The organism is Segeticoccus rhizosphaerae (assembly GCF_005222685.1).
GTDB classification, from domain to species: domain Bacteria; phylum Actinomycetota; class Actinomycetes; order Actinomycetales; family Dermatophilaceae; genus Segeticoccus; species Segeticoccus rhizosphaerae.
The window spans coordinates 34,406-47,381 of sequence record NZ_SWMA01000018.1 but is presented as its reverse complement, the minus strand read 5'-3'; the positions used below and the strand labels follow the sequence as shown (position 1 = coordinate 47,381).

General features: G+C 70.8%; 12 protein-coding genes. All 12 read right to left on the bottom strand.

Annotated features, from left to right (window positions below; all coding sequences use genetic code 11):
• Window positions 1–19 precede the first annotated feature (19 nt).
• The 12 genes from metK to FCN22_RS12985 all read right to left on the bottom strand — a co-directional run bounded on the left by metK (window position 20) and on the right by FCN22_RS12985 (window position 12,951).
• A complete protein-coding gene (gene metK / locus FCN22_RS13040; protein WP_137121989.1) occupies window positions 20–1,240 on the bottom strand; it encodes a methionine adenosyltransferase in 1,221 nt (406 codons plus the stop codon).
• A 50-nt stretch (window positions 1,241–1,290) separates the two neighbouring features.
• Window positions 1,291–2,577 (bottom strand): bifunctional phosphopantothenoylcysteine decarboxylase/phosphopantothenate--cysteine ligase CoaBC, encoded by a 1,287-nt coding sequence (gene coaBC / locus FCN22_RS13035; RefSeq protein WP_137121988.1) that lies wholly within the window; start codon window positions 2,575–2,577, stop codon window positions 1,291–1,293.
• A gap of 10 nt (window positions 2,578–2,587) precedes the next feature.
• A complete protein-coding gene (gene rpoZ, locus FCN22_RS13030; RefSeq protein ID WP_137121987.1) occupies window positions 2,588–2,851 on the bottom strand; it encodes a DNA-directed RNA polymerase subunit omega in 264 nt (87 codons plus the stop codon).
• 57 nt (window positions 2,852–2,908) lie between these two features.
• Window positions 2,909–3,535 (bottom strand): guanylate kinase, encoded by a 627-nt coding sequence (gene gmk / locus FCN22_RS13025; RefSeq protein ID WP_137121986.1) that lies wholly within the window; start codon window positions 3,533–3,535, stop codon window positions 2,909–2,911.
• Between the two features lie 7 nt (window positions 3,536–3,542).
• Window positions 3,543–3,860 (bottom strand): integration host factor, actinobacterial type, encoded by a 318-nt coding sequence (mihF, locus tag FCN22_RS13020; protein WP_137121985.1) that lies wholly within the window; start codon window positions 3,858–3,860, stop codon window positions 3,543–3,545.
• Window positions 3,861–4,024: 164 nt separating this feature from the next.
• Window positions 4,025–4,810: an inositol monophosphatase family protein gene (locus FCN22_RS13015; protein WP_137121984.1), complete on the bottom strand. Its 786-nt coding sequence runs from the start codon at window positions 4,808–4,810 to the stop codon at window positions 4,025–4,027.
• Window positions 4,811–4,970: 160 nt separating this feature from the next.
• Window positions 4,971–5,948, bottom strand: a complete 978-nt coding sequence (pyrF, locus tag FCN22_RS13010; protein WP_137121983.1) for an orotidine-5'-phosphate decarboxylase — start codon at window positions 5,946–5,948, stop codon at window positions 4,971–4,973.
• Window positions 5,945–6,976, bottom strand: coding sequence for a dihydroorotate dehydrogenase (locus FCN22_RS13005; RefSeq protein WP_137121982.1), 1,032 nt, complete (start codon window positions 6,974–6,976; stop codon window positions 5,945–5,947). Before FCN22_RS13005 ends, pyrF begins: the two co-directional genes overlap by 4 nt.
• Window positions 6,976–7,782: a dihydroorotate dehydrogenase electron transfer subunit gene (locus FCN22_RS13000; protein ID WP_137122027.1), complete on the bottom strand. Its 807-nt coding sequence runs from the start codon at window positions 7,780–7,782 to the stop codon at window positions 6,976–6,978. The genes FCN22_RS13005 and FCN22_RS13000 overlap by 1 nt, the downstream gene beginning before the upstream one ends.
• 77 nt (window positions 7,783–7,859) lie before the next feature.
• Window positions 7,860–11,216 carry a carbamoyl-phosphate synthase large subunit gene (carB, locus tag FCN22_RS12995; RefSeq protein ID WP_137121981.1) on the bottom strand — a complete coding sequence of 1,119 codons (3,357 nt, stop codon included), beginning with the start codon at window positions 11,214–11,216 and terminating at the stop codon, window positions 7,860–7,862.
• Window positions 11,216–12,394 carry a glutamine-hydrolyzing carbamoyl-phosphate synthase small subunit gene (carA, locus tag FCN22_RS12990; RefSeq protein ID WP_137121980.1) on the bottom strand — a complete coding sequence of 393 codons (1,179 nt, stop codon included), beginning with the start codon at window positions 12,392–12,394 and terminating at the stop codon, window positions 11,216–11,218. The genes carB and carA overlap by 1 nt, the downstream gene beginning before the upstream one ends.
• Complete coding sequence (locus FCN22_RS12985) at window positions 12,391–12,951, bottom strand: PH-like domain-containing protein (protein ID WP_137121979.1); 561 nt, start codon at window positions 12,949–12,951, stop codon at window positions 12,391–12,393. The genes carA and FCN22_RS12985 overlap by 4 nt, the downstream gene beginning before the upstream one ends.
• Window positions 12,952–12,976: the final 25 nt, after the last annotated feature.

Genomic DNA, 12,976 nt, shown 5'->3' with positions numbered 1-12,976 from the left:
CCAGCAACAACGGGAGGGATCAGGCGGAGACGGCGGCCTTGAGCTGGTCGACGCGGTCGATCCGCTCCCAGGTGAAGGCGTTCGCGACGCCCTCCGCCTCGCTGCGCCCGAAGTGGCCGTAGGCCGCGGTGGGCTTGTAGATCGGCCGCAGCAGGTCGAGGTCCTCGATGATCGCGGCAGGCCGCAGGTCGAACACCTTGGTGATGGCGTTCTGGATCGAGTCGAGCGGCACGGTCTCGGTGCCGAACGTCTCGACGTAGAGACCGACCGGCTGGGCCTTGCCGATGGCGTAGGCGACCTGCACCTCGCACCGGCGGGCGAGTCCGGCCGCCACGATGTTCTTGGCCACCCAGCGCATCGCGTAGGCCGCGGAGCGGTCCACCTTGCTCGGGTCCTTGCCGGAGAAGGCGCCGCCACCGTGCCGGGCCATGCCGCCGTAGGTGTCGACGATGATCTTGCGGCCGGTGAGACCGGCGTCACCCATCGGGCCACCGATCTCGAACCGGCCGGTCGGGTTGATCAGCATCCGGTAGTCGGAGAAGTCGATGTCGGTGCCCGCCGCCGCGAGCTCCTCGAGCACGGGCTTGATGACCCAGGTCTCGATGTCGGGCTCGAGCAGCCCCTCCAGCGACACGTCCGCCGCGTGTTGCGTCGAGAGCACCACGGTGTCCAGCTTGACCGCCTTGTCGCCGTCGTAGGCGATGGTGACCTGGGTCTTGCCGTCCGGGCGCAGGTAGGCCACGTCGCCGTTCTTCCGGACGGTCGTGAGCCGCTCGGCCAGCCGGTGCGCCAGGTGGATCGGCAGCGGCATCAGCTCGGGGGTGTCGTCGCAGGCGTAGCCGAACATGAGGCCCTGGTCGCCGGCCCCTTGCTTGTCCAGCGGGTCGACGCCGCCGGTGCGGTTCTCGTAGGCGGTGTCGACGCCCTGCGCGATGTCGACCGACTGCTGGCCGATCGAGATCGAGACGCCGCAGGAGCGACCGTCGAACCCCTTGATGGACGAGTCGTAGCCGACCTCGATGATCGTGTCGCGGACGACCTTGGGGATGTCGACGTAACCGCTGGTGCTGACCTCACCGGCCACGTGCACCAGGCCGGTGGTGACCATCGTCTCCACCGCCACCCGGCTGTGCGCGTCCTGCTCGAGCATGTTGTCCAGGATGGAGTCGCTGATCTGGTCGCAGATCTTGTCCGGGTGGCCCTCGGTGACGGACTCGGACGTGAACAGGCGTGGGGACACGGGTGGGGCTCCTTCGTGCAGCGGCTGCTGGCTGATGACTGTGCGGGAGTCTAGCTGTCGGTGAGCAGGTCCTGTATGACGTCCCACACCGTGGCGGAGATGGCCTCCTTGGGTGCGGGGCCGGCTTCGACGACGCGGTCGTCACCCTGGCGCAGGATGTGGACGAGGTTGTCGTCGCGGCCGAAGGCGAGGTCGGTGCCGACCTCGTTGACCACGAGCACGTCGCACCCCTTGCGCGCGAGCTTGTCGCGGCCGTGGTCCATCACGCTCCCGTGTGCGTCGCCGGTCTCCGCGGCGAACCCCACGATGACCGGGGTCGTGCCCTCGCCGCGGGAGCGCACCAGCCCGGCCAGGATGTCGGGGTTGCGCACCAGCTCGATGGTGGGTGCGGACTCGTCGGCCTCCGCACCGGGGGCTGCCGAGTCCGCATGGGACTTCTTGATCTTGGCGTCGGCGTAGTGCTTCGGGCGGAAGTCGGCTACGGCCGCCGACATCACCACGACGTCCGCGTCGGAGGCGATCGACGTCATGGCGTCCTGCAGCTCGAGCGCCGTCTCGACCGACACCACCTTCACGCCCGGGGCGGCAGGCAGGGCCACATTCGCGGCGACCAGCGTCACCTCGGCCCCCCGGGCGGCGGCCACCGCGGCGAGCGCCAGCCCCTGCTTGCCGGAGGACCGGTTGCCCAGGAAGCGGACCGGGTCGAGCGGTTCGCGAGTGCCGCCGGCGCTGACCACCACCCGCCGACCGGCCAGGGCTCCCTCGACGGCGTCGCCCTCGCCCGCTGACCCACCCGGGGAGCGAGCTGGCGCGCCCGAGGTGAGCCCACGGCATACGGCGTAGATCTCCTCGGGCTCGAGCAACCGGCCGGGGCCGGTGTCGGCGCCGGTGAGGCGGCCCGAGGCGGGATCGACCACGTGCACCCCCCGCGAGCGCAACGTCTCGACGTTGGCGACGGTGGCCGGGTGCTGCCACATCTCCGTGTGCATCGCCGGAGCGAGCACGACCGGGCAGCGAGCGGTGAGCAGGGTGTTGGTGAGCAGGTCGTCGGCCAGCCCGTGGGCCGCTCGGGCGAGCAGGTCCGCGGTGGCAGGCGCCACCACGACCAGGTCCGCCCCCTTGCCGAGGCGCACGTGCGGGACCTCGTGCACGGCGGACCAGACGTCGGTGGCGACCGGCTTGCCCGAGAGCGCGGCCCAGGTGGGCGCGCCGACGAACTCCAGCGCGGCGGCGGTCGGGACGACCGTGACGTCGTGGCCGTCCTCGGTGAACAGCCGCAGCAGCAGCGCTGCCTTGTAGGCGGCGATGCCGCCGCTGACGCCGAGGACGACCTTCATCGGGTCCGGCTCAGGCCTCGATGGGGGTGGAGGTGAGCAGTCCCTCGTTGATCTCGCGCAGCGCCACCGACATCGGCTTGTCGTTGACCTGGCTGTCGACCAGCGGGCCGACGTACTCCAGCAGGCCCTCGGACAGCTGCGAGTAGTAGGCGTTGATCTGGCGGGCGCGCTTGGCGGAGTAGATCACCAGCGCGTACTTGGAGTCCGACACCTTCAGCAGGTCGTCGATGGGCGGGTTGGTGATGCCTTCGGGGGCAGCCTGGGTCCCAGACACGTCAGTCGTCTCGTTTCGTCGGTTGCGTTCGGTCTTGCGTGCGCGGCGGGCGCGCGTTCACGGGCATCGAGCGGTCGGGTGATCCGCCGTCGTGACCCCGTGCTGCATCAAGTGTACGAGTTCTCCGGCCGCGCGGCGCACATCGTCGTTGACGATGGTCACGTCGAACTCCCGTTGGGCGGCCAGCTCGCGCTGCGCCGTCTCCAGCCGGACCCTGCGCTCCTCGACGCTCTCGGTGCCCCGTCCGACCAGTCGGCGCACCAGCTCGTCCCAGCTCGGCGGCGCCAGGAAGACGAAGAGCGCCTCGGGCATCCGCTCCCGCACCTGACGGGCCCCTTGCAGGTCGATCTCGAGCAGCGCCATCCGCCCGGCTCCGAGTGCCTCGAGCACGGGGCCCCGGGGCGTGCCGTACTTGGCCCGGCCGTGGACCACCGCCCACTCGAGGAACTCCCCGTCGGCCCGCATCCGCTCGAACGTCTCGTCGCTGACGAAGTGGTAGTGCACCCCGTCGACCTCGCGCGGGCGGGGGGGCCGGGTCGTCACCGACACCGACACCCAGACCTCGGGGTGGTGCCGGCGCACGTAGCCGGCGACGGTGCCCTTGCCCACGGCGGTCGGCCCGGCCAGCACCACCAGGCGACGCAGCCCGCGAGAGGGTGGTGGCGCGGGTTTGGGGACCGTCATGGAGCGGTCAGGCCTGCTCGAACCGGGTCAGCAGGGCGGCGATCTGGTTGGCCCCCAGACCGCGGACCCGACGGCTCTCGGAGATGCCGACCTCCTCCATGATCTGGCGGGCGCGCACCCGGCCGACACCGGGCATCGACTCGAGCAGGGCGGAGACCTTCATCTTGCCCACCACGTCGTTGTCCTTGCCCTCGGCGATCACGTCCTTCAGGGACCCCTGCGCATACTTCAGGCGGTTCTTGACCGCAGCCCGCTCCCTGCGTGCGATGGCGGCCTTCGCCAGGGCGTCGGCACGCTGCTCGGGAGTCAGCGGGGGTAGTGCCACAGTCGGTCTCCTCGTCCGGACGGGAAGTCTCGGGTCCGTGGGCACAGCACAGCCTGCTGCAGCGGCCGCGCCCGGTGTGTTCTGGCGTCATCAGGAACCTAGCGAGTATGCCGGTCGGCTGGCAACGAGGGCACCTCGCCCTCCAGCGTCGGGCGCCTCCGAGGTCACACGCCGCCCTCGTCGGGCCATGCGGCCTGCACGGTGCGGAGGGTCGCCGGGTCACTTGCCACCAGCAGCCCGCCAGGGCGACTGTGGGCGTCATACCGGCTGCCGTCGGGGTGACCGTAGGCGCCGCCCGCCTCCGCGGCCATCAGCGTCCCCGGCAGGTGGTCCCAGAAGTTGCTGTGGCTGTAGACGAGGTAGTCGACGGCACCTTCGATCAGCCGCGGGTAGTCGATGCCACAGCAGACCCACGAGCCGACCAGCGGCGGCAGGTCTCCGAGCGCCTGCCCCCGGCGGGTCCACATCGAGGTGGCCCCTCGTGGCGGCGTCCCCTCCTCGACCGCGGGACGGGTGATCCGCTCCCCGTCGCGGAAGACCCCGGCTCCCTTCTCCGCGACCCACGCGGTGCCGTGCTCGGGCTGCCAGATCCAGCCGCGGACCGTCTCGCCACCCTTCACCTCACTGACCATGACGGCGTGGTCGGGCGAGCCGTGGACGAAGTTCTTGGTCCCGTCGACGGGGTCGACGGTGAAACCGTGGTCGGCCGCCATGAATCGCTGCACCAGTCCGGGATCGACGGCCGACGCCTCCTCACCCAGGACCACGGCCTGCGGGTACGCCGCGTCGAGGGCCTGGGTGATGAGCACCTCCGACTCGTGGTCGGCGACGGTGACGAGGTCACCGGGGTTCTTCTCCATCACCTCGCCCTCGGCGAGGGCCCGGAAACGCGGTGTGATGACTTCGGCCGCGACGGATCTCATGAGGTCCAGCACCTCGTCGGTGTCCACGGTGCCAACGTGGCACAATCCGTGCCCCCGAGGCAAAAGCGACAGCTCCTGACGCCCCGGCCCCGTGAGGAATCTTCGCGAGGTTCCGGCCCCTCAGAGCGCACCAGACCTCGCGAAGATTCCTCACGCATGGCGGGTGGGTGGGTCGGGCGGTCAGGCGTCAGGCGGTCAGCAGGACGCTGACCTCGTCGGCGGCGCGACGGGCCGCCTCGCTGAGCGCACGCACGTCGGGGCCCGCGGCCAGGACGGCCCGGCTGCTGCTCGCGATGACGTTGGGCAGGGCCGCGCCGAAGACGGTCCGCAGGTCTTCGGCGCTCGCGCCCTGTGCGCCGAATCCGGGCGCCAGCAACGGTGCTCGGCTCGCGGCGAGGTCGATGCCGAGCCGTTGCACCGCGTCCCCGATGGTGGCGCCCACCACGAGGCCGACGCTGCCGAGCCGCGACGTGCCAGGACTGCCCGCGCTGTTCGCACCTTTCGGGTTGGCCTCGTGGTTCGCGTTGGCCTCGTGGTTCGCGTTCTCCAGGGTGACCGCGTCGACGATCGCACCGGAGACGCTGCGGCCCGCGCGATCGGCGTGCTGGACCGACGGGCCGTCGGGGTTGGAGGTGAGGGCCAGGACGAAGATCCCGCGACCGGTGGACCGCGCGAGATCGAGGGCCGGCCGCAGGGAGCCGTAGCCGAGGAAGGGGCTGACCGTGATGGCGTCGGCCCGCAGGCGGCTCTCGTCCGACAGGTAGGCGATGGCATACGCCTCCATCGTCGAACCGATGTCGCCGCGCTTGACGTCGAGCAGCGAGAGCGTGCCGGAGCCACGGAACGCTGCGAGCGTCCGCTCGAGCACGGCGACTCCCTCGGACCCGAACCGCTCGAAGAACGCCGACTGCGGCTTGACCACCGCGACCCGTCCGGCGAGGGCCTCCACACAGGTCTGGGCGAACTGATCGAGCCCGCTGACCGTCACGGGCAGTCCCCACTGCGACAGCAGCCGGGGGTGCGGGTCGATGCCGACGCAGAGCGGCCCCTGCTCGTCCAGGGCGGCGCGCAGTCGGCTGCCGAAGTCCTGCGGGGCCAGGCTCTTGGTGTCCTCGGTGGTCCCAGTGGTTCCGGCGGTCTCGGTGGTCTGCTGCGCGGATGTCATCGCTGCGGGTCCAATCTGGTGTGGGCGATACCGATCGCGTCGTGGATGCCGGGGAAGCCTCGCGTCGCGAGGGCGTGCGCCAGCTCGTGGAGCACCCGGTGTGGTGCGCGCGGGTCGTTGAAGGTGGCGGTGCCGACCTGCACCGCGCTGGCGCCGGCGGCGACCATCTGCAGCGCGTCGTCACCGGTGCGCACTCCCCCGACACCGACGATCGGCACCGTCGGCAGCCGACCTTCCAGCATCGCGGCGTGGACCTGCCAGATCGCGCGGACGGCGACCGGACGGATGCCGGGGCCGGACAAGCCCCCGGTGACCCCCGCGAGCTGGGGCCGGAGGCGATCGGTGTCGATCACCATGCCGAGCAGGGTGTTGATCATGACGAGACCATCGGCGCCCGCCTTCACACAGGATCGGGCGACCTCGACGATGTCGGTCACGTCGGGGCTCAGCTTGGCCAGGACGGGGATGTCACGCGGCAGCTTCTCCCGTACCAACGCGATGACCTTGGCTGCGGCGAGCGGGTCGCAAGCGAAGACGAGTCCGCGGTTGGCCACGTTGGGGCAGGAGATGTTGACCTCGACCCCCACGACGGCGTCGAACGCGTCGCTGGCCCGGAGCACCGCGGCGACCTCGGCGTACTCACCGCTCGAGCTCCCGGCGATGGACACCATCGCCCGTGCACCCACCGACTTCAGCCAGCGCAGGTCGTCCTTGACGAAGGCGTGGATTCCCGGCCCCTGCAATCCGATCGAGTTGAGCATGCCGCTCGGGGTCTCGGCCATCCGCGGGGTCCCCCGGCCGGACCGTGGGCCGCCCATCACGGACTTGGTGACGAAGGCACCCAGCTGCGACACGTCGAAGAACCGGTGCAGCTCCTTGCCGTTGGCGGCGCAGCCCGAGGCGGTCATCAGCGGGTTGGGCAGCGTCCGCCCGCCGATCTGCACGGACAGGTCGATCGCCGGCAGCCGGTGCTGGTCACCTCGGGCCGAGGTATGCCGTGTGCTCGAGGTGGTGGGGGCGGTCGCCATCAGTGGCCCCCTCTCGCCGGTGCACCCACGGCGTCGGCGGGCACCCGGCCCCAGCCGGACTCGAAGGATTCCCAACGGATCCGGTCACCCCGGAAGATCGGCCCCTCGACGCAGGACCGGACCATGCGGGTCACCCCGTCGTTGCCCGTGACCGGCATGACGCAGGTCATGCACACCCCGATGCCGCAGGCCATCGACTCCTCGACCGCGACCTGGGCGACGGCGCCCTCGGCCCCGGCGACCCGGGTGATCGACTCGAGCATGCCCATCGGGCCGCACCCGTAGACGACGGCTGAGCCACTGCGGCGGATCACCTCGGGAAGCACGTCGGAGACCCAGCCTCGGGTGCCCACCGATCCGTCGTCCGTGGTGACGGTGACGGCCCCCGCGGAGCGCCGCGCCTCCACCACGCCGAAGAGCCGGTCCTCGCTGGCCGCGCCGAGCACCATCTCGACGGGACAGCCTCGCTCGCGCAGCTGCGTCGCCAGCCAGAACAGCGGCGCGCTGCCGTAGCCTCCGCCGACGAGCACGCACGGGACGGGCTCCTTGGGCAGCGGAAACGCGCGGCCGAGGGGCCCGACGATGTCGACGCCGTCGTGCGGCCGCAGCGCAGCGAGCCACTGCGTGCCGGGTCCCTTCGCGGCCACCACCACCTCGACGGTGCCGCCGTAGGTGCCGCTCGGACTGACCCGGTGGATCGAGAAGCAGCGGCGCAACAGGTTGGCCGACGTCTGGCCGCCGACCGCGAACGCGACGAACTGGCCGGGGCGGGCCAGCTCGGCGATCCCCGGCGCCACGAAGGTCATGTGCTGGTAGGCGCCGACCCGGCGGGTGGCGATGAGCTCGCCCGCCACCTGCGGGATCCGACCGGCGACCGGCTCCGTCACTGCTGTCCCTTCCGACGTCCGAACAGGTCCAGGTCGACCGCGTGCTCCTGCAGCGACTTCACGGCCAGTGGCCCGGCGTTCAGTGCCTCGATGCCCTGGACCGCGGCGCCGAGCTGCTGCACCGTGGTGATGATCGGCTTGTCGATGCTCGTCGTGGCCGCCCGGATGGCGTAGCCGTCGGCCCTGGCGTCCCGCCCCGACGGGGTGTTGATCACCATGGCGATCTCACCGGCGGTGATCCGGTCGACGATGGTCGGCTCGCCACCCGCGCCCCTGCCCTGGCTGTGCTTGCGCACGATCCCGGCAGTGATGCCGTTGCGCCGCAAGACTTCCGCGGTGCCTGCCGTGGCGATGAGGTCGAAGCCGAGGTCGGCCAGCCGTTTGACCGGGAAGATCATGGCCCGCTTGTCCCGGTTGGCCACCGACACGAACACCGTGCCGCGCCGCGGCAGCCCGGTCACCGAGAACAGCTGGCTCTTGGCGAAGGCCGCACCGAAGTTGTCGTCGATGCCCATGACCTCACCGGTCGAGCGCATCTCCGGCCCGAGGATGCTGTCGACGACCCGGCCGTCGGCGGTGCGGAAGCGCTTGAACGGCAGGATCGCCTCCTTCACCGCCACTGCGGACCCGGCCGGCATCAGGCCGCCGTCGCCCGTCGGCGGCAGCAGCCCCTCCTTGCGCAGCTGGGCGATGCTGGCGCCCAGCATGACCCGCGCGGCGGCCTTGGCCAGCTGCACACCGGTCGCCTTGGCGACGAACGGCACGGTCCGCGATGCCCGCGGATTGGCCTCGAGCACGTAGAGAACGTCCTGGGCGAGGGCGAACTGCACGTTCATCAGGCCCCTCACGCCGATCCCCTGCGCCAGCTTGAGCGTGGCCTCGCGGACGCGCCCCAGTTCCTCGGGTCCGAGGGTCACCGGCGGCAGGACGCAGGCCGAGTCGCCCGAGTGGATACCGGCCTCCTCGATGTGCTCCATGATCCCGCCGAGATACATCTGCGACCCGTCGTAGAGCGCGTCGACGTCGATCTCGATGGCGTCGTCGAGGAAGCGGTCGACGAGCACGGGATGCTCGGGGGACGCGTGGGTCGCCCGGGTGACGTAGCCCGAGAGGGTCTCATCGTCATACACGATCTCCATCCCCCGGCCGCCGAGCACGTAGGACGGCCGCACGAGCACCGGGTAGCCGATCTCCTTCGCGACCTCGATCGCCTCCTGGGCGCTGTATGCCGTGCCGTGCCGCGGGGCCGGCAGCTCCGCCTCGGCCAGCACCCGCCCGAAAGCACCGCGGTCCTCGGCGAGGTCGATCGCTTCGGGAGTGGTGCCGACGATCGGCACCCCCTCGGCCTTGAGCGCGGCCGCGAGCCCGAGCGGGGTCTGGCCGCCGAGCTGGACGATGACACCGGCCAGCGGTCCGGCAGCCCGCTCGGCGTGCACGACCTCGAGGACGTCCTCCAGGGTGAGCGGCTCGAAGTAGAGACGGCTCGACGTGTCGTAGTCGGTCGAGACGGTCTCGGGGTTGCAGTTGACCATCACGGTGTCGAACCCGGCGTCGCGCAGGGCGAAGCTGGCGTGCACGCAGGAGTAGTCGAACTCGACGCCCTGCCCGATCCGGTTGGGCCCGGAGCCGAGGATGATCACCGCAGGGCGCTCGCGCGGCTCCACCTCGGTCTCCTCGTCGTAGGACGAGTAGTAGTAGGGCGTCTGGGCGGCGAACTCGGCCGCGCAGGTGTCGACGGTCTTGTAGACCGGCCGGACGCCGAGGGCGTGGCGGACTCCGCGCACCACCGCTTCGGGCAGCCGGGTCAGCTCGGACAGCTGGGCGTCAGAGAAGCCGTGCCGCTTGGCCAGGCGCAGCAGCGCCGGGGTCAGCTGACCGCCCTCCTGGGGGGCGCCGGTGGCACCCACGGGGGTGTCACCCTGCGCGATGGTCTCCGCGACCTGGTTGATCAGGACGATCTGGTCGAGGAACCACGGGTCGATGCCGGTGGCCTCGTGCACCTCCGCGACCGACAATCCGCCGCGAAGAGCCTGCTGCACCAAGACGATTCGACCATCCGTGGGGGTGCGCGCCTGCTCCAGCAGGGCGCGGGCCTGCTCGGAGCTCGGCGCCTCGTCCTGACGCCAGTGGAAGCTGGATCCCGTGCGCTCCGCGGACCGCAGTCCCTTCTGCAGGGCCTCGGTGAAGTTGCGTCCGATGGCCATCGCCTCGCCGACGCTCTTCATCGTCGTCGTGAGGGTCGGGTCCGCCGCCGGGAACTTCTCGAACGCAAACCGCGGCACCTTGACCACCACGTAGTCCAGCGCCGGCTCGAAGCTCGCGGGCGTCTCCCGGGTGATGTCGTTGGGGACCTCGTCGAGGGTGTAGCCGATCGCCATCTTGGCCGCGATCTTCGCGATCGGGAAGCCGGTCGCCTTGGAGGCAAGGGCCGACGAGCGAGAGACCCGGGGGTTCATCTCGATCACGATCATCCGGCCGTCCTGCGGGTTGATGGCGAACTGGATGTTGCACCCGCCGGTGTCGACGCCGACCTCCCGGATGATCGCGATGCCGACGTCGCGCATCCGTTGGTACTCGCGGTCGGTCAGCGTCAGGGCGGGCGCCACGGTGATCGAGTCGCCGGTGTGCACACCCATCGGGTCGAGGTTCTCGATGGAGCAGACGACCACGACGTTGTCGGCGTGGTCGCGCATGACCTCGAGCTCATACTCCTTCCAGCCGAGGATGGACTCCTCGAGGAGCACCTCGGTGGTGGGACTGTCGTGCAGGCCCGCGCCGGCGATTCGGCGCAGCCCCTCCTCGTCATAGGCGAACCCCGAGCCCAGCCCGCCCATGGTGAACGAGGGGCGCACGACCATCGGGTAACCGAGGTCCTCGGCGGCCGCCAGCACCTCGTCCATGGTGTGGGCGATGATGCTGCGGCACGACTCGGCGCCGCAGCGCTCGACGACGCCCTTGAAGGCCTGGCGGTCCTCGCCGAGCTGGATCGCCTCGACGTTGGCACCGATCAGGGGACAGCCGTACTTCTCCAGGACGCCGTTCTCGTGCAACGCGATCGCGGTGTTGAGTGCGGTCTGCCCGCCCAGGGTGGCGAGCACGGCGTCGGGCCGCTCCTTGGCGATGATCGACTCGACCACCTCAGGGGTGATCGGCTCGATGTAGGTCGCGTCGGCGAACTCCGGGTCGGTCATGATCGTGGCCGGGTTGGAGTTGACCAGGATCACCCGCAGGCCCTCGTCACGCAGGACCCGGCACGCCTGGGTGCCCGAGTAGTCGAACTCGCAGGCCTGCCCGATGACGATCGGTCCGGAGCCGATCACCAGCACGCTCTTGATGTCGTCGCGCCGTGGCATCAGCGGTTGTCCTCCATCATCTGTGTGAAACGGTCGAACAGGTAGCTCGCGTCGTGTGGTCCGGCCGCGGCCTCAGGGTGGTACTGCACCGAGTAGGCAGGTAGGTCAAGGCACTCCAGCCCCTCCACCACGTCGTCATTGAGGCAGACGTGCGACACCCGGACACGTCCGTATGCCGTACCGGAGCCGTCGCTGGGCGCGGCCACCTCCCCGTCGGTGGGCGCGTCGACGGCGAAGCCGTGGTTGTGCGCGGTGACCTCGACCTTGCCGGTAGCGCGATCCATCACCGGCTGGTTGATGCCGCGGTGGCCGTACTTCAGCTTGTAGGTGCCGAAGCCCAGCGCCCGGCCGAGCAGCTGGTTGCCGAAGCAGATGCCGAAGAACGGGATCCGGGCGTCGAGGACCTCTCGCAGCAGCGCGACCTGGTGGTCGGCGGTGCCCGGGTCGCCGGGTCCGTTGGAGAAGAACACGCCGTCCGGCTCGACGGCTCGCACCTGCTCGAAGGTGGCGGTCGACGGCAGCACGTGGACCTCGATGCCGCGCCGGGCCAACAGCGCCGGCGTCATCGCCTTGATGCCCAGGTCGAGGGCCGCGACGGTGAACCGGCGCTGCCCGACGGCCGGCACGACATACGGCTCGGTGGTGGCGACCTCATCGGCGAGCGCCGCCCCGGTCATCGGCGCGGAGCCGCGCACTCTGGCGAGCAGGTCGTCCACGGGCGTGTCGGCATGGTCGCCGGAGAAGATGCCCACCCGCATGGCGCCGCGCTCGCGCAGGTGGCGGGTCAGCGCGCGGGTGTCGATGCCGCTGATGCCGACCACGCCCGACGTGGCGAGGTCGTCCTCGAGGGTGCGCTGCGACCGCCAGTTGGACGGTCGCACAGCGGGATCGCGCACGACGTAGCCCGCGACCCAGATGCGGCTCGACTCGCCGTCCTCGTCGTTGACGCCGGTGTTGCCCACGTGTGGCGCTGTCATGACGACCACCTGCCGGTGGTAGCTAGGGTCGGTCAGCGTCTCCTGGTAGCCGGTCATGCCGGTGTTGAAGACCGCCTCGCCGACGGTCTCTCCGCGGGCTCCATAGGCCTGTCCTGTGAAGGTCCGGCCGTCCTCGAGCACCAGGACGGCGCGCTCGAGCGAGGACGGGAGGGCCGCGGCCTGTTCCTGCGTGGTGGTCACTGGTCTCCATCCGTGGTCGCGGTGTGCTGGGGCAACAGTCGGGTGACCGCCCCGATCAGGGCCTCGGCGTCGGCGGCGTGCCGCGGGAGGAAGCCGGTCTCGAATCGCTCGACCGCTTCCTCGCCGTCATCCCCGACCGGGTCGTTCGGGTCGCCGTGCCACGTCACGACCACCATGCGGTCCTGTCCGATGAACTTGCCAGCCATCCCACGATCGCGTCGGACCGTCTCGATCCGCGAGCGGTCGAGCCGCAGGTCGGCTGCTCCCTGCCGCTCGTAGGACACGCCCTCGTCGTCGACGAGCATGGTCGCCGCGGAGCGCACCCCGAGCCCGGTCAGGCCGCCGGTCGCCACCCGGTCGAAGCGTGACTGGTCGGTGGTGGTGCTGATGTAGGTGCCGCGGGAGGCGATCCCACCGGCGCCGGCGTGCTCGGCACCCGCGGTGGCGACCGCGGCGGAGGGGTGGCGACGGGTCCGCCGCCACCACCCGAAGTACATCAGCGCATAGACGGCGGCCAGGATCAACAGGAGCAGCAAGACGGCCTCGAGGCGGGTCACGCGGGGCCCCCGCGAAGTATCGGAG